Source organism: Pseudomonas sp. yb_2, from assembly GCF_043103905.1.
In the GTDB taxonomy this organism is placed as follows: domain Bacteria; phylum Pseudomonadota; class Gammaproteobacteria; order Pseudomonadales; family Pseudomonadaceae; genus Aquipseudomonas; species Aquipseudomonas alloputida.
On sequence record NZ_JBICKH010000066.1, the window covers coordinates 70932 to 88387 of the forward strand.

General features: G+C 62.2%; 15 protein-coding genes. 8 read left to right on the plus strand and 7 right to left on the minus strand.

Features of this window, described 5'->3' with window-relative positions:
- Positions 1 to 71: 71 nt before the first annotated feature.
- Positions 72 to 3902: an EAL domain-containing protein gene (locus ACF8FB_RS16520; protein ID WP_010951929.1), complete on the minus strand. Its 3831-nt coding sequence runs from the start codon at positions 3900 to 3902 to the stop codon at positions 72 to 74.
- A gap of 248 nt (positions 3903 to 4150) precedes the next feature.
- Here ACF8FB_RS16520 and ACF8FB_RS16525 point away from each other — a divergent pair, with 248 nt between their 5' ends.
- From ACF8FB_RS16525 to gdhA, 3 genes are all read left to right on the plus strand, one after another.
- Positions 4151 to 4555, plus strand: coding sequence for a hypothetical protein (locus ACF8FB_RS16525; RefSeq protein WP_017148090.1), 405 nt, complete (start codon positions 4151 to 4153; stop codon positions 4553 to 4555).
- 303 nt (positions 4556 to 4858) lie between these two features.
- On the plus strand, positions 4859 to 6526 hold the full coding sequence (gene ettA / locus ACF8FB_RS16530) for an energy-dependent translational throttle protein EttA (RefSeq protein ID WP_010951931.1): 1668 nt from the start codon (positions 4859 to 4861) through the stop codon (positions 6524 to 6526).
- Positions 6527 to 6747: 221 nt separating this feature from the next.
- Positions 6748 to 8088, plus strand: a complete 1341-nt coding sequence (gene gdhA / locus ACF8FB_RS16535; RefSeq protein WP_003247498.1) for an NADP-specific glutamate dehydrogenase — start codon at positions 6748 to 6750, stop codon at positions 8086 to 8088.
- A 59-nt stretch (positions 8089 to 8147) separates the two neighbouring features.
- Here the strand turns inward: gdhA and ACF8FB_RS16540 are convergent, their stop codons facing one another.
- From ACF8FB_RS16540 to ACF8FB_RS16555, 4 genes are all read right to left on the minus strand, one after another.
- Positions 8148 to 8645, minus strand: a complete 498-nt coding sequence (locus ACF8FB_RS16540) for a GreA/GreB family elongation factor (protein ID WP_010951933.1) — start codon at positions 8643 to 8645, stop codon at positions 8148 to 8150.
- Positions 8646 to 8712: 67 nt separating this feature from the next.
- Positions 8713 to 9069, minus strand: coding sequence for a hypothetical protein (locus tag ACF8FB_RS16545; RefSeq protein WP_176685629.1), 357 nt, complete (start codon positions 9067 to 9069; stop codon positions 8713 to 8715).
- A 101-nt stretch (positions 9070 to 9170) separates the two neighbouring features.
- Positions 9171 to 11024 (minus strand): DUF4105 domain-containing protein, encoded by a 1854-nt coding sequence (locus ACF8FB_RS16550; protein ID WP_049586363.1) that lies wholly within the window; start codon positions 11022 to 11024, stop codon positions 9171 to 9173.
- 71 nt (positions 11025 to 11095) lie between these two features.
- Positions 11096 to 11584, minus strand: a complete 489-nt coding sequence (locus ACF8FB_RS16555; protein WP_003247492.1) for a DUF3015 domain-containing protein — start codon at positions 11582 to 11584, stop codon at positions 11096 to 11098.
- A 250-nt stretch (positions 11585 to 11834) separates the two neighbouring features.
- Here ACF8FB_RS16555 and ACF8FB_RS16560 point away from each other — a divergent pair, with 250 nt between their 5' ends.
- The 5 genes from ACF8FB_RS16560 to ACF8FB_RS16580 all read left to right on the plus strand — a co-directional run bounded on the left by ACF8FB_RS16560 (position 11835) and on the right by ACF8FB_RS16580 (position 16621).
- A complete protein-coding gene (locus ACF8FB_RS16560) occupies positions 11835 to 14273 on the plus strand; it encodes a Lon protease family protein (RefSeq protein ID WP_004575710.1) in 2439 nt (812 codons plus the stop codon).
- Positions 14274 to 14435: 162 nt separating this feature from the next.
- On the plus strand, positions 14436 to 14774 hold the full coding sequence (locus tag ACF8FB_RS16565) for a hypothetical protein (RefSeq protein WP_010951936.1): 339 nt from the start codon (positions 14436 to 14438) through the stop codon (positions 14772 to 14774).
- 189 nt (positions 14775 to 14963) lie between these two features.
- The gene (locus ACF8FB_RS16570) at positions 14964 to 15452 is read left to right on the plus strand and encodes a TIGR00645 family protein (protein WP_003247486.1); all 489 of its coding nucleotides are present in this window, start codon (positions 14964 to 14966) and stop codon (positions 15450 to 15452) included.
- Between the two features lie 160 nt (positions 15453 to 15612).
- Positions 15613 to 15918 carry a DUF6482 family protein gene (locus ACF8FB_RS16575; RefSeq protein WP_014589631.1) on the plus strand — a complete coding sequence of 102 codons (306 nt, stop codon included), beginning with the start codon at positions 15613 to 15615 and terminating at the stop codon, positions 15916 to 15918.
- An 85-nt stretch (positions 15919 to 16003) separates the two neighbouring features.
- A complete protein-coding gene (locus ACF8FB_RS16580; RefSeq protein WP_003247482.1) occupies positions 16004 to 16621 on the plus strand; it encodes an FKBP-type peptidyl-prolyl cis-trans isomerase in 618 nt (205 codons plus the stop codon).
- Between the two features lie 26 nt (positions 16622 to 16647).
- Here the strand turns inward: ACF8FB_RS16580 and ACF8FB_RS16585 are convergent, their stop codons facing one another.
- Complete coding sequence (locus ACF8FB_RS16585) at positions 16648 to 16893, minus strand: hypothetical protein (protein WP_010951938.1); 246 nt, start codon at positions 16891 to 16893, stop codon at positions 16648 to 16650.
- An 84-nt stretch (positions 16894 to 16977) separates the two neighbouring features.
- Positions 16978 to 17319 (minus strand): zinc ribbon domain-containing protein YjdM, encoded by a 342-nt coding sequence (locus ACF8FB_RS16590; RefSeq protein WP_010951939.1) that lies wholly within the window; start codon positions 17317 to 17319, stop codon positions 16978 to 16980.
- Between the last annotated feature and the right edge of the window lie 137 nt (positions 17320 to 17456).

The following is a 17456-nucleotide window of genomic DNA, read 5'->3' on the forward strand; positions in this document are numbered from 1 at the left end:
GCGCGGTGGATGGCACCGGCTTGGCCGGTGTTCGCGGGTAAACCCGCTCCTACGGGGACCTTGTGTGCGGGTCAATGGAACATGAACAAGGTCTCGTTGGAGAATTGCGCCTCGAACTGATGCGCTGGCATCGGCCGCCCGAACAGATAGCCCTGCACCTCGTCGCAACCATGCTCGCGCAGGAACTCCAGCTGTTCGTGGGTTTCCACGCCCTCGGCGATGACTGCCAGGTTGAGGCTGTGGGCCATGGCGATGATCGCCCGGGCAATCTGCGCGTCCTGCTCGCCTTCGGGCAGGCCGTCGACGAAGGTCCGGTCGATCTTCAGGACGTCGATGGGGAACTGCTTGAGGTAGTTGAGCGACGAGTAGCCGGTGCCGAAGTCGTCTACCGCAATGCTCAGGCCGAGGTTCTTCAGGCTGGCAAGAATCTGCAGCGCCTCGTTCACCTCGCGCATCAGGATACTTTCGGTCAACTCCAGTTCCAGGCATGCCGGCGGCAGGCCGCTTTCTTCCAGGATGTTGGCAATCCGCGTGCCTAGCTGGCCGTCGGAGAACTGCCGCGCCGAAATATTCACCGACACTTTCGGCACCCGCACCTTGGCCTTGTGCCAGGCCTTGAGCTGGCGGCTGGCCTCGCGCAGCACCCAGTCGCCCACGTCCACCACCAGGCCCAGTTCCTCGATCACCGGGATGAAGTCGCCCGGCGGCACCAGGCCTCGGGTCGGGTGACGCCAGCGCAGCAGCGCTTCGGCGCCGGTCAGGCGCTTGCCGTCGCCGCTGAACTGCGGCTGGTAATAGAGGATGAACTCGTTCTGCTCCATGGCATGGCGCAGGTCGCTTTCCAGCTCCAGGCGCTCCAGGGCGCTGGCGTTCATTTCGGCCTGGTAGAACTGGAAGTTGTTCTTGCCGCGCTCCTTGGCGTGGTACATGGCGGTGTCGGCGTTCTTCATCAGCTGGCTCAGCTCACTGCCATCCTGCGGGCTGAGGGCGATGCCGATGCTGGCGGTAACGAAGAACTCGCGGTTTTCCAGCACGAACGGCCGCACCAGGCTGCCGAGGATGTTCTCGGCCACGTGGATGGCGCGGTTCAGGGCCATTTCACGGGTGGGGCGCGGTTGCAGCAACAGGGTGAACTCGTCGCCGCCCATGCGTGCCACCGTGTCGTCGTCATCCACGCAGGCCAGCAGGCGCAGGGCCATGTCCTTGAGCATGCGGTCGCCGGCCGCATGGCCGAGGGAGTCGTTGATCGGTTTGAAGCGGTCGAGGTCGAGGAACATCAGCACCACCCAGGCCTTCTGCCGCTCGGCCTGCTGCAGGGCGTTGTACAAACGGTCCTGGAACAGTGTGCGGTTGGGCAGGTGGGTAAGGGCGTCGTAGTAGGCCAGGCGGTGGATGCGCTGTTCGCTGGCCTTGCGTTCGCTGATGTCGGTGAAGAAGCACACGTAGCTGGCCAGGTCGCCTTCGTCGTCCAGTACCGCGGTGATGCCGACCCAGGCCGGGTAGTGGTCGCCGTCACGGCGCTTGAGCCACACCTCACCTTCCCAGCTGCCGCGCTGGTGCAGTTGCTTGACCACATAGCGCAGGTGGCCTTCCTGCTGTTCGTCGACAGTGAGCATGCCCGGCAGTTGGTCGAGCACTTCACTGACGGCGTAACCGCTGACGCGGCTGAACGCCTCGTTGGCCTGAACGATATAGCCGGCCGGGTCGGTGATGAGGATCGCCGACGTGGAATGTTCGAATACGGTCGCGGCCATGCGCAGGTCTTTTTCGGCACGACGTTGCTGGCTGATGTCGCGGCCCACCCCGAGTACGCCTTCGAAGCGCTGGTCATCGTCCCACACCAGCACCAGGCGCAGCTCGATCGGGATCTTGCGGCCATCGGCACGCAGGCAGTCGAACAGGAACAGTTGGGTGGGTAACTGGCTGCACAGTTGCGCCATCTGCGCCGGATCGCCCATGGCCTTGCTGACACGCTCCATCAGGCTGTAGATGCCAGTGAGCTGGGCCGGGTTGGCGACGATCGACTGCCAGCCGTTGGCGAAGATCCAGTCGGCCTGGTAGCCCAGCACGCTCTGTACCGAGGGGCTGACATAGTTGAGCTTGAGCTGGTTGTCGGTGGAAAAGATCACGTCGCTGATGCTTTCGGCGAGCATGCGGTAGCGTTGCTCGCTGTCACGTAGCGACTGGCTGGCCTCGATCTGAACGGTCACATCCTTGCCCACACCGATGATGCGCGTCACCAGGCCTTCGGCGTTGCGGGTCAGCACCTGCTCGCGGATGTCGTAGCAGCGCCAGCTTCCGTCGCGGTGGCGGAAGCGCAGCTGGCAGTGCAGCGGTTGGTCATGACAGTTGTCGCGCTGTTGGCGGCGCAGTGCCTGGTAGTGTGCGGCGTCCTCGGGGTGCAGCAGCAGCTCCCAGAAGCGGTCGCCCATCTGTGCCAGCTCGGTGCGGTCGTAGCCCAGGGTCTGGCCGAGGTGGCGGTTGCTGAAGATCATCCGCTGGCTCGGCACATCCTGCACATACAACTGGTCGGGTACGGTGCGTACCACGTCCGACCAGAAACTTTCGCGTTCCAGTAGCGACAGCTCCACCTGTTTGCGGCTGGTGATATCGCTGATGCTGAGGATCACCGCCTGATAATCACGGCGCTGCAGCGGCAGGCGCGCCATCAGCCACAGGTGCAGCTCGGTGCCCTGCGGTGTCGGCAGGCGCACTTCCAGCTCCAGCAACGGGCGTTGTTCGATCAGTGCGTCGATCAGTTGCATGCCGACGCTGTCTCGGCTGTCGCCAGTGCCATCGATCAGCCGCTGCCAGGCACCTTCGTGGCAGTCGATGTTCAGCAGCTGGCGCGCCACTTGGTTGACCTCGGTGATCTTCAGCTCCAGCAGCAGCGAGCGGCGCAGGTTCGGGTCCAGCGCCAGGCTGTGCTTGAGCGCGGCCCGGTTACGCAGGTGGTAGCGGTCGAGCTGGCCGGGCAGGCTGGACAGGTCGAGCACGCACAGGGCAACGCCGGTGCCTTCAAAAATTTCCTGATAACGCCGGCGGTCTTCCTGCAGCGCCCGTTGGCGGCGACGCATGTTGATCAGCGCCAGCACTGGCAGCAGGGCGCAGAACAGCACCAGCAGGCACTTGCCGAGCAGCGCCGGCAATAATTTTTGCTGGGCCAGTTTGGCGTCGAACAGACCGCGTAGCTGCCAGGTGCTGTTTTCGATAAAGGCCAGCATCACGCTTTGCAGCGGCTCGTCGCTGGTGTCGGCTGCGGCATGGCGCTGCAGCACCTCGCCGCTGCGGCTGTTTTCCAGCAGCCACTGCGGGTGGCCACTGCCCTCGAGGTGGAGGGTGAGCTCGCGGTAATAGTCCGGTGACAGGCGCAGCAGCCAGTAGCCGCTACCCTGTGCGGCATCCTGGCGCAGCAACAGGTACAGGAGGTGGTTGTCGGCCGAATTGGTGAAGAAGTACGGGCGTCCCTGGCTCAGCACGAGCAACTCGTCAAGTGACTGGCGGTCGGGGCTGCCGGCCAGGCTGTCGGCGCGTAGCTGCCCGACGTTGTCCAGCCAGGCCACGCTCTGCAGGGCGGGAAGGCGTTCGCGCAGGGTACCGAGCAGGCTGGGCAGGGCGGCAGGTGTCGGTGCATCAGGGTAGGGTTGCACCACGTTCACGGCCTGTTGCGCCTTGAGCGCCATGTTCAGGCTCAGGTGGTCGGCCAGTTCCGCGGAGGCGTCCAGGCTCTGTTTGCGCAATTCGGCCTGGGTATGATTGAACTGGGCGAACAGCTGCCACAGCAGCAGGCCCAGCAGGATCAGGGCCAGCAGCGCCAGCGCACCCTTGATCGACCCGCGCAGGAGAGTCGCGGGTGCTTGTGGGGCGGAACGCAATGACGACGGATGAGTAAGGTTGGTCAAGCGTTGATCCTGCGATTGGGCTGGCGATGGCAGGGAATGATCGTGCACGGTGCGTGCCGGCGCCCGGCTTGCGCACCGCGGTGGCGCACTATAAGGCCGGACACCCGAAACCGGCTAGCATGCCTCGGATTATGGCGAAGTGCCAGCCATGTTGACCGATGGTGGCTGCCCGGTGGTTCGGCAAGCCCCTGTAACCTGTGCGAGAATAGCGCCCGCTTCACATGACAACGCATCGGAGATGTTCGGTTTTGGTTACTCACTTTTCCTCCAATGGCCTCGATTCCGCCTGCGGGCGCAGCAGTCAGACCCTTGTCAGCACTGCCGTGACCGAGGACGTATCCTGCAAGTCTTGCCAGCGTTCGCTGGGCAAACCTGAGGCGGCCGCTGCCGCAAAAAGCAAGGCCCCATCGCTGGCTGAACTGCGCAAGACCGCCAAGGTGGCAGCAGAGCCGGCTGTCGCAGTGGCGGCGGCCAAGCCGGCAGCCAAGGTGGTCAGCACTGCGCCTGCACCTGGCAAACCGGCCAAGGCGGCCGAGCAGCAACCTGCCCGCAGCGGCGGCTTCAGCGTGAAGTCCGCCTGGGCCGCGCGCCTGGCCGAGCAGGGCGACCGTTGCCGCCTGCCGCGGGGCAAGGCCAAACAGCGTCACGTCTGAGCCTCTTCGGCTGCTGTGCCGGCCCTTTCGCGGGCTCGCCCGCTCCCACAGGAATGCGGATTCTTCAGACTCTGTGGTGACGCTGTGGGAGCGGGCATGCCCGCGAAGAGGCCGGCACAGGCAATGAATTCATCCCAGTGACCGCACTGATCACACCCCACCATCGGCCCCTCCTATGCAACGCCGCGCGTTGGCGTAGAATGGTCGACTTTGTTCAATGACACCCCGTAAACACATCCCACTGGCCACCGCGTGCCGGGGCGATCGGCGATGTCTTTACCTATCTGATTAGAGGGCTTGGTTTTGGCTCAATACGTCTACACCATGCATCGGCTGAGCAAGGTCGTGCCGCCGAAGCGGGAAATTCTCAAGAACATTTCCCTGTCGTTCTTCCCAGGCGCCAAGATTGGCGTACTTGGCCTGAACGGCGCCGGTAAATCGACCCTGCTGCGGATCATGGCGGGCGTCGACAAGGAATTCGACGGCGAAGCCCGTCCGATGCCCGACATCAACGTGGGTTACCTGCCACAGGAACCGCAACTGGACCCAACCAAGACCGTGCGTGAAGTGGTCGAGGAAGCGGTCAGCGTAATCAAGGACGCCCAGGCCCGCCTGGACGAGGTCTACGCGGCCTACGCCGAGCCGGATGCCGACTTCGACAAGCTGGCCGCCGAGCAGGCCAAGCTGGAAGCCATCCTGCAGGCCGCCGATGGCCACAACCTGGAGCGCCAGCTGGACGTCGCTGCCGACGCCCTGCGCCTGCCGGCCTGGGATGCGCGCATCGAACACCTGTCCGGTGGTGAGAAACGCCGTGTGGCCCTGTGCCGCCTGCTGCTGTCGGCACCCGACATGCTGCTGCTCGACGAACCGACCAACCACCTGGACGCCGACTCGGTGGCCTGGCTGGAGCGCTTCCTGCACGACTTCCCGGGCACCGTGGTAGCCATTACCCACGACCGTTACTTCCTCGACAACGTCGCCGGCTGGATCCTGGAGCTGGACCGCGGCGCCGGCATCCCGTACGAAGGCAACTACTCGGGCTGGCTGGAAGCCAAGTCGGAGCGTCTGGCGCAGGAATCCAAGCAGCAGAGCGCCCACGAAAAGGCCATGAAAGAGGAACTGGAGTGGGTGCGCAAAGGCGCCAAAGCCCGCCAGTCCAAGTCCAAGGCCCGTCTGCAGCGCTTTGAAGAAATGCAGTCGCAGGAATTCCAGAAGCGCAGCGAAACCAACGAAATCTACATCCCGGCCGGTCCGCGCCTGGGTGACAAGGTCATCGAGTTCAAGAACGTCACCAAGGGCTACGGCGACCGTGTGCTGATCGACAACCTGTCGTTCTCCATGCCCAAAGGTGCCATCGTTGGCGTGATCGGTGGTAACGGTGCCGGTAAGTCGACCCTGTTCCGCATGTTGATGGGCAAGGAGCAACCGGACTCGGGCAGCATCGAGATCGGTGAAACCGTACAGTTGGCCTGTGTTGACCAGAGCCGTGAGGACCTGGACGGCGCCAAGACCGTGTTCCAGCAGATCTCCGACGGTTCCGACCAGATCCGCATCGGCAACTACGAGATCCCTTCGCGTACCTACGTTGGCCGCTTCAACTTCAAAGGTGGCGATCAGCAGAAGTTCGTCAAGGACCTGTCCGGTGGTGAGCGTGGCCGCCTGCACCTGGCCCTGACCCTGAAGGAAGGCGGTAACGTTCTGCTGCTCGACGAACCGTCCAACGACCTCGACGTCGAAACCTTGCGTTCGCTGGAAGAAGCCCTGCTGGACTTCCCGGGCGCCGCGATCGTGATTTCCCACGACCGTTGGTTCCTGGACCGTGTGGCTACCCACATCCTGGCGTACGAAGACGACTCGAACGTGGTGTTCTTCGAAGGTAACTACACCGAGTACGAAGCCGACCGCAAGAAGCGTCTGGGTGATGCTGCTGCCCAGCCGCACCGTGTACGGCACAAGAAACTGGCCCAGTAAGCCGGTTTTCTGATGCACAAGAATGGGGCCCCAAGTGGCCCCATTTTTGTGCCTGGCGGACCGCTATAAATGGCGAGGCGAAGCTGTATTTTGTATACACTTACATAAAACGCACCAAATAATTTCAAAAAAACGACATTTCGCCCTATTCCGGTGCGATTGCTTCTTGGTACATTCCTGAAAAAACCAATAAGTCCAATCCTCTTGGTGAGATGTCTACCATGATCGAATCTGTCGACAATTTCCTTGCACGCCTAAAGCAGCGTGACCCAGGCCAGCCGGAATTCCACCAGGCGGTGGAAGAGGTGCTGCGCACCCTGTGGCCATTCCTTGAAGCCAACCCCCACTATCTGCAGTCCGGCATCCTCGAGCGCATGGTTGAGCCCGAGCGCGCCGTACTTTTCCGCGTTTCTTGGGTCGATGACCAGGGCAAGGTGCAGGTCAACCGCGGCTACCGCATTCAGATGAGCAGTGCCATTGGCCCGTACAAGGGCGGGCTGCGCTTCCACCCGTCGGTGAACCTAAGCGTGCTGAAGTTCCTGGCGTTCGAGCAGGTGTTCAAGAACTCGCTGACCTCGCTGCCCATGGGCGGCGGCAAGGGCGGCTCGGACTTTGACCCGAAAGGCAAGAGCGACGCCGAAGTGATGCGCTTCTGCCAGGCGTTCATGAGCGAGCTGTATCGCCACATCGGCGCTGACTGCGACGTACCGGCTGGTGACATCGGCGTGGGTGCCCGCGAAATCGGCTTCATGTTCGGCCAGTACAAGCGCCTGGCCAACCAGTTCACCTCGGTGTTGACCGGTAAGGGCATGACCTATGGCGGCAGCCTGATCCGCCCGGAAGCCACCGGCTATGGCTGCGTTTACTTCGCCGAAGAAATGCTCAAGCGTCAGGACAAGCGTATCGACGGCCGCCGCGTGGCGGTGTCCGGTTCGGGCAACGTCGCCCAGTATGCTGCGCGTAAGGTCATGGACCTGGGCGGCAAGGTGATCTCGCTGTCTGACTCTGAAGGTACCTTGTATGCAGAAGCCGGGCTGACCGACGCCCAGTGGGACGCCTTGATGGAGCTGAAAAACGTCAAGCGCGGACGTATCAGCGAGCTGGCCGGGCAATTCGGCCTGGAGTTCCGCAAGGGCCAGACCCCGTGGAGCCTGCCGTGCGACATCGCCCTGCCATGCGCCACCCAGAACGAGCTGGGCGCCGAAGATGCCCGCACCTTGCTGCGTAACGGCTGTATCTGTGTGGCCGAAGGCGCCAACATGCCGACTACCCTCGAGGCTGTGGATATCTTCCTGGACGCCGGCATTCTGTACGCCCCGGGCAAGGCCTCCAATGCGGGCGGCGTAGCCGTGTCGGGCCTGGAAATGTCGCAGAACGCCATGCGCCTGCTGTGGACGGCCGGTGAAGTGGACAGCAAGCTGCACAACATCATGCAGTCGATTCACCATGCATGCGTGCACTACGGTGAAGAGGCTGATGGCCGGATCAACTACGTCAAGGGGGCGAACATCGCGGGCTTCGTGAAAGTGGCCGATGCGATGCTGGCTCAGGGCGTGGTCTGATCTGAGACCGTAGGGGGCCGCTTTGCGTCGCGATGGGCTGCAAAGCAGCCCCAGGGCCCTCAACCCTCGCCCAGAATCTCAACCACCTCTATCACCTGTTCCCCCACCGGCCGCCGCCAGACCACCTCATCCCCCGGCCCAGCCCCGAGCAAAGCCCGCCCCAATGGCGAACCCCAGTTGATCAACCCGTGCCCGGCATCCGCCTCATCCTCGCCCACCAGCTGCACCACCTGCTCCTGGTCCTGCGCGTCGACAAACCGCACCCGGCTACCAATCTGTACCTTGCTATGGGAAGTCGCCGCGGGTACCACCTGGGCGCTTTGCACCCGCGCGCTGAAGTAGCGCAGATCCCGCTCGGTATCGGCCAGCCGTTGTTTGTCACCCCGTTCGCCCTGCGCCTGCAGTTCGCTGCGCAAGGCATTCAGCTCGGCCACCCGCGTCTGCAACTGGCGCAGGCCGCTGGCCGTCACATAGTTGGGCTGTTCGCTGATGCGCCGCTCGACCGGCTGGTCGGCCTGGTCGGCTGCTTGGTCTTCGTTGACGAATGCTCGGCTCATGTAGGGCCTCCTTGTGCATGAGACCATCATGGCAGGCCGCCGGTTTAAAGGAATGTCCGTTTGCGACTCAATTGTGGCGATAGGCCTTGGCAGCGCCGCGGTCCTTTTCCTGCTCCCACTCGCGGTCGCGCTGGTCCCAGAAGCGCTCGTGGTATTGGCGCTGTTCTTCGCTGTTCTGCATGGCGTGACACTGGCGGAAGCCATCGTCCCAGCCGGTTTCGTACTGACGCTCGTGCAGGTAGCGCGGTACGTTTTTGCGAAAGTTGCCCACCATCAGCCCGGCCGCCTGGCGGCCACTGCTGCAGCCGTCCTGGAAGCCATCCGCATAGGCAGGAGGGTAACCGTGGTTGACCATCTGCTCGTGGGTGGTTTCGCAACCTGACAGCAACAACGCGACGCACACGCCGAACCAGTACCGCGACATAGCCACAAAACCCTCCAGTTGATGATGGGAAGTCTAGGTGGCGGTTTGTCGGGTAGGTGTCAAAACAGTGTCAAAGAGTCGGATGGCTCCCACAATTCACGTCAGTAGTGATACCACTTCAGCTCGAGCATCACCTCGTTCTGTGCCGTGGCCAGGTGGCTGAACTCACGCGAGGCGCTCAACCGAAGACCAAGGTTCTGGCTGATTTCCCACTGCTGGTTCAGGCTTACACTGCGCCGCACTTCGCCGTTGGTGAAGTAATCGCCCTTGGCCTCCAGCGTCATGTTGCCCAGCCCGTTGCGCCACAGCAGCCCGCCATTGAAGCCAGCTGCCGGGGCAATGAACTGAGCGAAGTCGTTGTGATGCTCGACCCGCACCGTGCCCAAGGCAAACCCCAGCAAACCGTCGGCCAGCTGCCAGGTGCCGCCAGCGCCGCCATTCACATGGCTCACCAGCACTTCGTCATCATGCTTGCCCGGCACCCGCTCCAGCCCGCCGGCCACTTGCCATGACCAAGGCTTGAGCAGCTCGTTACGGGGTGTCAGTGAACGGATGGTGGCCAGGTCCAGGCGCTGCACCTGCCAATCGTTGCCTTCATACTGGCGCAGCTTCAATTGCAGGATTTCGATCTGTGCGCCCAGCGGGAAGCCATAGGCGTTGTCATTCAGGTCGTGGTAGGCCATGCGCAAGCCATATTCGGCGTAGGCGCGGTCTTCACGGGTGCCCACGCCCAGTTGCCAGGTGCGCGAGTCATGGCCATCTTCGGGCAGGCCGGGGCGCTCGATCTGCAGGGGCGGCGGCGGGTTGCTGTTGATCGCCCGCAGCAACTCGAAGCTGCGTTTGGCTTGCCCTGGGTCGCGTTCCTGGCCGTTGGCCCGATACCGCTCAAGGCGATACGCGGCATCTTGCACCAACGCTTGGCGTTCGCGAGGCAGGGCCTGGAATTCTGGGCTTTGCAATTGCGCAGTGTCGGCGCTTACAGCCAGCACCTGGCGCTTTTCGTCGTGGTCGAGTGGCTCGGCTCTGGCCAGCAATTCACGTTCGCGAGAGGGGCGGTAAGTTTCGCTGGCGACCAGCCCGGACTGCTTCACGGCCTTCACCGTGTCGGTGGGAATGGCGGTCAGCGGGAACTGAGACGTCAGGTCCAGGCTCGGCCGGGCCACTTGCAGCAGCTCCAGCAGGCGATACGAGCAGTTTTCGTCGAAGAAGAAGTAGTCGAACTGGATCTGCTTCAGCTCCCACACATGCTCGACCATACGTCCGGTTTCTTCGGGGGTCAGGTCCAGCTGGTATTCCCACAGGTCGCGGTTTTCCAGGCTGCGGTATTCGGAGAGTTTTTCCTGGTAGGGCATCAGCGCGAACAGCCCCGGGTAGCCGCCCATCAGGCCTTTCCAGGCGTACAGGATGCTGTTGTCGCTGCCTTCGATATAGGCACCGAAGTTGATGGCGTAGCTCAGCAGCGTGGTGTCGTCGCTGCGGGTGTTGGACTGGTCGATGCGCAGCAGGGTGTGCCCGAACATCGACGACGGGCTGTTCAGGTAGGCTGCCGGGAAGATCAACGCGGCGCTGTGCGGGTCGATCGACTGGTACCAGGTCTTGAATTCCTGGCAGTCCGGTTGTGGCAAGTCTTGCAGGTCGAGCTGTTCGCGCAGCCAGCGGGTGCGAGCGGGGAATACGCACTGGGCGTGCTTGTCACCGAGGCTGGCCGGGGCATACAGCGCAGCGACCGTAGCCTTGAGTTCCTGGTCCGGATGGTGCGCGCCATCTTCGGCGAGGAAGAACGCATCATCATCCACATAGCTGCGCCAGCCGCCGAGCTTGGCGGTTTCGTAATGTCCAATGGCGAGCCAGTAGGGGGTATTGGCCAATTGCTGGAGACGGCCTGGATCCAGCATGGGGGCGGCATGAACAGGGGCGCAGGCACACAGCGCCAGGGCAGCGAGGCGTTTGAGCATATCGGGCAACTACTTCTTGACGATGCCGAAAAAGGCGAAACCCGCCCCGGGTGGGGCGGGAGCAGCTGTGCTTAGGCCTCGGTAGCGTATTTGGCCAGGCGTGGGTCGCTCTTCAGAACGGCCAGGGTGTTGCTGTGGACAGTTTCGGCAGTGACGTCGGCGCTGCTGAAGATCTGGTTGAAGTGCTGGTGGGTGACCGAGTTGAAGTAGCTGCGGTCCTCCGGTGCTACGCCGAGAACGACGGCATAGGTGGTCAGTGCTTCGCCCTGGCCCATGGCCATGTCTTCGGAAAGCTCGTTCATCATGCCGTTCATGGCGAACCAGGACTTGCCGCCGTAGGTCAGCGAAGCCTTGGTCGAGCAGCCGTTGGTGCCGGAGGTCATGCCGAAGGTGGCGTTACCGGAGGTGCCGTTGGTGGTAGAAGCCAGGAAGTGTGCCGGCGTGCCGCGCTGGCCTTCGAACAGCATGTTGCCCCAGCCGCAGTTCGGGCCGCCTGGCGCTTCGGCCATGGCGTTCAGCGAGACCACGGTGAACAGAGTACCCAGAAGAATCCGTTTCATAGCATTTGTTCTCTTTGTCTTAACCAAGGGTCAGGGTTTCTGGCAACTCGGTTGCCAGGTCGGGAAAGCTTTTCACCCACCCGCGCAGCTTGGAGTTTAGGCACGATCTAAAGGTTGCGTTGTTGATTGCGAAAAATTTGCTGTCACAAGACTGCACCGGCTGCGACATAAAGTCCCGTGGAGCCTTGCAAGGCGCGCGCGGGCAGCGCCAGAATGCTGCGTATCTGCCCCGCCGAAGTAAGGAAACCCAATGCCCGATCCTGTCGCTGCGCGCCTGCGTCTTGCGCCTGAAGCCCTGACCCGGCGTTTCTCCCCCGAGCAGTTTGCTTTTACCCATACCGACGATCTGGAGCCGTTTCGCGGAGTTCTGGGCCAGGAACGTGCTGTTGAGGCCCTGCAGTTTGGCGTGGCCATGCCGCGTCCTGGTTACAATGTGTATGTGATGGGCGAGCCCGGCACCGGGCGCTTCTCGTTCGTCAAGCGCTACCTCAAGGCCGAGGGCAAGCGCCAGCAGACCCCGGCCGACTGGGTCTACGTCAACCACTTCGACGACACCCGTGAACCACGTGCACTGGAGCTGCCGTCCGGAAGCGCCGCCGAGTTCATCAGCGACATGGGCGGATTGATCGACAACCTGCTGTCGACGTTCCCGGCGGTGTTCGAACACCCGTCCTACCAGCAGAAGAAGGGCGCCATCGACCGCGCTTTCAACCAGCGTTATGACCGTGCTCTGGATGTGATCGAGCGCGCGTCGCTGGAAAAGGACGTGGCCTTGTACCGCGATGCCAGCAACGTCGCCTTCACGCCGATGGCTGATGGCAAGGCGCTGGATGAAGCTGAATTTGCCCAATTGCCGGAGGAGGTGCGCGAGCAATTCCACGAGGACATTGCCCTGCTTGAGGAGCGCCTCAACGAAGAGCTGGCCAGCCTGCCGCAATGGAAGCGCGAATCGAACAACCAGCTGCGCCAGCTCAACGAAGAAACCATCACCCTGGCACTGCAGCCGTTGCTGGCGCCGCTGTCGGAAAAGTACGCCGAAAACGCGGCGGTGTGCGCCTACCTGCAATCGGTGCAGTTGAACCTGTTGCGTACGCTGGTCGAGCAACTGGTCGATGACAGCAAGTCCGACGCCGTGGCCCGCAAGCTGCTCGAAGAGCAGTACGCGCCCAGCCTGGTGGTGGGCCATCACGCTGACGGTGGGGCGCCGGTGGTGTTCGAGCCGCACCCGACCTATGACAATTTGTTTGGCCGTATCGAATACAGCACCGACCAAGGTGCGCTGTATACCTCCTATCGCCAACTGCGCCCAGGCGCGCTGCACCGTGCCAACGGCGGCTTCCTGATTCTGGAAGCCGAGAAAATGCTGGGTGAGCCGTTCGTATGGGACGCGCTCAAGCGTGCGTTGCAGTCGCGCAAGCTGAAGATGGAGTCGCCGATCGGTGAGCTGGGCCGTGTTGCCACTGTCAGCCTGCAGCCGCAGGTGATTCCGCTGAACGTCAAGCTGGTGATCATCGGCTCGCGCCAGCTGTACTACGCACTACAGGACCACGACCCGGACTTCCAGGAGATGTTCCGCGTGCTGGTGGACTTCGATGAAGACATGCCGATGGTCGACGAGAACCTGGAGCAGTTCGCCCAGCTGTTGCGCACCCGCACCAACGAAGAGGGCATGGCGCCGCTGACCAGTGACGCGGTAGCGCGTCTGGCCACCTACAGTGCTCGTCTGGCCGAAAACCAGTCGCGCCTGTCAGCGCGTATCGGTGACCTGTTCCAGCTGGTCAGCGAGGCTGATTTCATTCGCCAGCTGGCCAGTGACGAAATGACCGACGCAGGCCACATCGAGCGTGCGCTGAAGGCCAAGGCCACCCGTACCGGCCGTGTGTCGCAACGGGTGCTGGACGACATGCTCGCCGGCATCATCCTGATCGACACGGAGGGCGCGGCCATCGGCAAGTGCAACGGGCTGACCGTGCTTGAAGTGGGTGACTCGGCGTTCGGCATGCCCGCGCGTATTTCGGCCACCGTCTACCCCGGCGGCAGCGGTATTGTCGATATCGAGCGTGAGGTCAACCTTGGCCAGCCGATCCACTCCAAAGGGGTGATGATCCTCACCGGTTACCTGGGCAGCCGCTATGCCCAGGAGTTCCCGCTGGCGATCTCCGCGAGCATCGCCCTGGAGCAGTCCTACGGCTACGTGGACGGCGACAGCGCCTCGCTGGGCGAAGCCTGCACGCTGATCTCGGCCTTGTCGCGCACGCCGCTCAAGCAGTGCTTCGCCATTACAGGTTCCATCAACCAGTTCGGTGAAGTGCAGGCGGTGGGTGGGGTGAACGAGAAGATCGAGGGCTTCTTCCGCCTCTGCGAGGCGCGTGGCCTGACCGGCGAGCAGGGGGTGATCATTCCGCGTGCCAACGTCGCCACCCTGATGCTTGACGAGCGTGTGTTGCAGGCGGTGGAGAACGGCATGTTCCACGTCTACGCGGTCAGCCAGGCTGATGAGGCGCTGAGCCTGTTGGTGGGCGAGGAGGCCGGTGTACTCGACGACAAGGGGCTGTTCACCGAGGGCAGCGTCAATGCCCGGGTGGTGGAGCGCCTGCGTGAAATTGCCGAGATGATCAGTGAGGAAGACATCGAGAAGGCAGAAAAGGAACGCCTGGAAGAGGTGATTGCCCAGGCCAAACCGGCCTGAGTCAATAAACTGGCGCTGGCGGCGATGTGCTACCGTTCAGCGCCAGTTTTCCATCTTTCTGTACTGTTCCTCTATGCTGGAACTTAAGGACGGTACAGCGTTCAGGATGGAAACAGCCTGAGGGTTTCGGGCTGAACAAGGCTCATTGGAGGGGACGCGGCCATGCGCAACCTCAGCCTCACACGCCAGTGCCTGGGCCTGGTGACCCGTATCGAATGCAGCATCCGCCCGCTGGCCGGTGACAACGGCATGTGGACGTTGCTGTTCGCCGCCGGCATGGCCGGTGAACAACCCTCCGCGATCAAGGCGCAGGGCCCGTTTCATGGGCCACTGGTGGCCGAATCGGTGCTCAATGCCATCGTCGACAGCCTGACCATGCATGGTTATCAGGTGGCCGATGACCCGCAGATCTGGTGTCTGCATTTGCAGGCGCAGTTGCGGCGGATCAATGGTGAGCGGTGTCGCAACCTGGGGGATTACCAGTTTCATCCTGAGACCTGAAGAATGCCGGGGCCGCTTTGCGGCCCATCGCGACACAAGGCCGCTCCCACAGGTACAGCATCGGCTTGCTGTGGGAGTGTGGCCTTGTGTCGCGATCAGGCTGCGGAGCAGCCCCCGGGCTTTTGCTGTAACAGGTGGCTGGCTATACTCGCCGTCGCTTTTTTAGTCACCTGATGAGTCCTGAACTTCATGGAACGTATCCTCGAAAACGCGATGTATGCCTCGCGCTGGCTGCTCGCACCGATCTACTTCGGCTTGTCCCTCGGCCTGCTGGCCCTGGCGCTGAAATTTTTCCAGGAAGTGGTCCACGTCCTGCCCAATGTCTTTGCGTTGAGCGAAGCTGACCTGATCCTGGTGATCCTGTCACTGATCGACATGTCGCTGGTTGGTGGCCTGCTGGTGATGGTGATGATTTCCGGCTACGAGAACTTCGTCTCGCAACTGGACATCGATGAAAGCAAGGAAAAGCTCAACTGGCTGGGCAAGATGGACTCCTCGTCGCTGAAGATGAAGGTTGCCGCGTCGATCGTGGCGATTTCCTCCATTCACCTGCTGCGGGTGTTCATGGATGCGCAGAACATCTCCACCGATTACCTGATGTGGTACGTGATCATCCACATGACCTTCGTGGTCTCGGCGTTCTGCATGGGCTACCTGGACAAGCTGACCAAGCACTGAGTCCCCCCAGGCTTCACTGCAACTCCTGTGGGGGCGGGCATGCCCGCTCCCACAGATATCGAGGCTCAACTGACGAGTGGCGTCAGTCATGCCTTGCGCATTCTCCCTTCCTGTACAAAAAATGAGCTCTCATGCGTGGTTCCCATCGCGAGGTGCTCTCATGAACCTGCATCAGCTCAATACCGAGGCCAGGGCTGGCCATGTCGACGAACTGAACCTGATCGCCATCGAAGGCGGTGACTACCTGCTCGAGGCCCGGGTCAAAGGCCATCCTCACCCCCTGTCCGATACCCGTGGTGAACGCTTGCGCGTGCACTCGGTGGAGGATGCGCGCAAGTTGCTGCAAACCATCCCCATGGTCTCGATGAACCTGGTGCACTGGTCGGTGCAGGACGAAATGTGCGGCATGGGTACGCACCCGGAAGAAGACCTGAAGGTGCCGATTTCCCAGCGTTCGGCCTGGTAGCTGCTCGCAGCGCCCCAGTGTGCTAGGCTGCTCGCCCTTTTTATCAAGGGCGCGGCTGCATTGCGCCCTGCAGTGGAGCACGACAATGTCCGAACTCAACCTGTCTACCGACGAAACGCGCGTCAGCTACGGTATCGGCCGTCAGCTGGGTGGCCAGCTGCGCGACAACCCGCCACCAGGCGTTAGCCTGGAAGCCATCCTGGCCGGCCTGACCGACGCCTTCAACGGTGCCGACAGCCGCGTCAGCGAAGCCGACCTGTCGGCCAGCTTCAAGGTCATCCGCGAGGTGATGCAAGCCGAAGCTGCAGCCAAGGCCGAAGCCGCTGCTGCTGCTGGCAAGGAGTTCCTGGTCGAGAACGCCAAGCGTGAAGGCATCACCACGCTGGCTTCGGGCCTGCAGTTCGAAGTGCTGACCGCTGGTGAAGGCGCCAAGCCGACCCGCGAAGACAACGTGCGTACGCACTACCACGGCACCCTGATCGACGGCACTGTGTTCGACAGCTCCTACGAGCGTGGCCAGCCGGCTGAATTCCCGGTAGGCGGCGTGATCGCTGGCTGGACCGAAGCCCTGCAGCTGATGAACGCTGGCAGCAAATGGCGCCTGTACGTGCCAAGCGAGCTGGCTTACGGCGCCCAAGGCGTTGGCAGCATCCCGCCGCACAGCGTTCTGGTGTTCGACGTCGAGCTGCTCGACGTTCTGTAATGCCCTGGAGGCCGGCCCTGCCGGCCTCAATTCCAGTCTGTCCCCCCAGGGCGCAACGCCCGCGCATAGCAGAACAGAAACAGATTCCGTACCAGTTCCTTGAGCACCCCCGGTTCACTCGAATTCAGCCCGCTCATGTCCAGGTCACCCTGGTCACGCAGTTCGTCGAGGGCTTCTTCTTCAAGCACCGCGCACACTTCGCCGGTTTCCCGATGAAGAATGCGCAGGTAGGGGTGAGGGCGTTCCAGCCAGGCGTCGATCAGATAAGTCATGGCTATTCTCCTTGGACAGCAATTCCAATGAGAATAATTCTTATTACCAGAATAGCAAGCGCCAATTGGCGGTTTTTTGCCTGATCAGACTTTGCGGACGAACTCGGACTTCAGCTTCATGGCGCCGATGCCGTCGATTTTGCAGTCGATGTCGTGGTCGCCGTCGCACAGGCGGATGTTCTTGACCTTGGTGCCAACCTTGACCACCAGGGACGAACCCTTGACCTTGAGGTCCTTGATCACGGTGACGGTGTCACCGTCTTGCAGGATGTTGCCGACCGAGTCCTTTTTCACCACATCGTCGCTGGCCGCCTCGGCATCGCCGCTGGCCGACCACTCGTGGGCGCATTCAGGGCAGATCAGCTGAGTGCCATCCTCATAGGTGTATTCGGAGTTGCATTTCGGGCAGGGTGGCAGAGTGCTCACTTCGGTTCCTCAAACAAACAGACGGGCGGTTAAAAGCCCACATTGTAAAAGGTATTTTTCCGGAAGTGATTATGTCCGGACAAAAAGCACCACGGGCAAGCGCGCTCCCCACAAATGGTGCAGGAGCGGGCTTGCCC

Bases quoted from the DNA above. Each gene is read 5' to 3' on its own strand.
- ACF8FB_RS16585 (WP_010951938.1), bottom strand. From the start codon at position 16,893: ATGACTTATCTGATCGACGCCTGGCTGGAACGCCCTCACCCCTACCTG.
- ACF8FB_RS16560 (WP_004575710.1), top strand. From the start codon at position 11,835: ATGCCCGATCCTGTCGCTGCGCGCCTGCGTCTTGCGCCTGAAGCCCTG.
- ACF8FB_RS16580 (WP_003247482.1), top strand. From the start codon at position 16,004: ATGTCCGAACTCAACCTGTCTACCGACGAAACGCGCGTCAGCTACGGT.
- ACF8FB_RS16550 (WP_049586363.1), bottom strand. From the start codon at position 11,024: ATGCTCAAACGCCTCGCTGCCCTGGCGCTGTGTGCCTGCGCCCCTGTT.
- ACF8FB_RS16555 (WP_003247492.1), bottom strand. From the start codon at position 11,584: ATGAAACGGATTCTTCTGGGTACTCTGTTCACCGTGGTCTCGCTGAAC.
- ACF8FB_RS16540 (WP_010951933.1), bottom strand. From the start codon at position 8,645: ATGAGCCGAGCATTCGTCAACGAAGACCAAGCAGCCGACCAGGCCGAC.
- ACF8FB_RS16545 (WP_176685629.1), bottom strand. From the start codon at position 9,069: ATGTCGCGGTACTGGTTCGGCGTGTGCGTCGCGTTGTTGCTGTCAGGT.
- gdhA (WP_003247498.1), top strand. From the start codon at position 6,748: ATGATCGAATCTGTCGACAATTTCCTTGCACGCCTAAAGCAGCGTGAC.
- ACF8FB_RS16570 (WP_003247486.1), top strand. From the start codon at position 14,964: ATGGAACGTATCCTCGAAAACGCGATGTATGCCTCGCGCTGGCTGCTC.
- ACF8FB_RS16565 (WP_010951936.1), top strand. From the start codon at position 14,436: ATGCGCAACCTCAGCCTCACACGCCAGTGCCTGGGCCTGGTGACCCGT.
- ACF8FB_RS16575 (WP_014589631.1), top strand. From the start codon at position 15,613: ATGAACCTGCATCAGCTCAATACCGAGGCCAGGGCTGGCCATGTCGAC.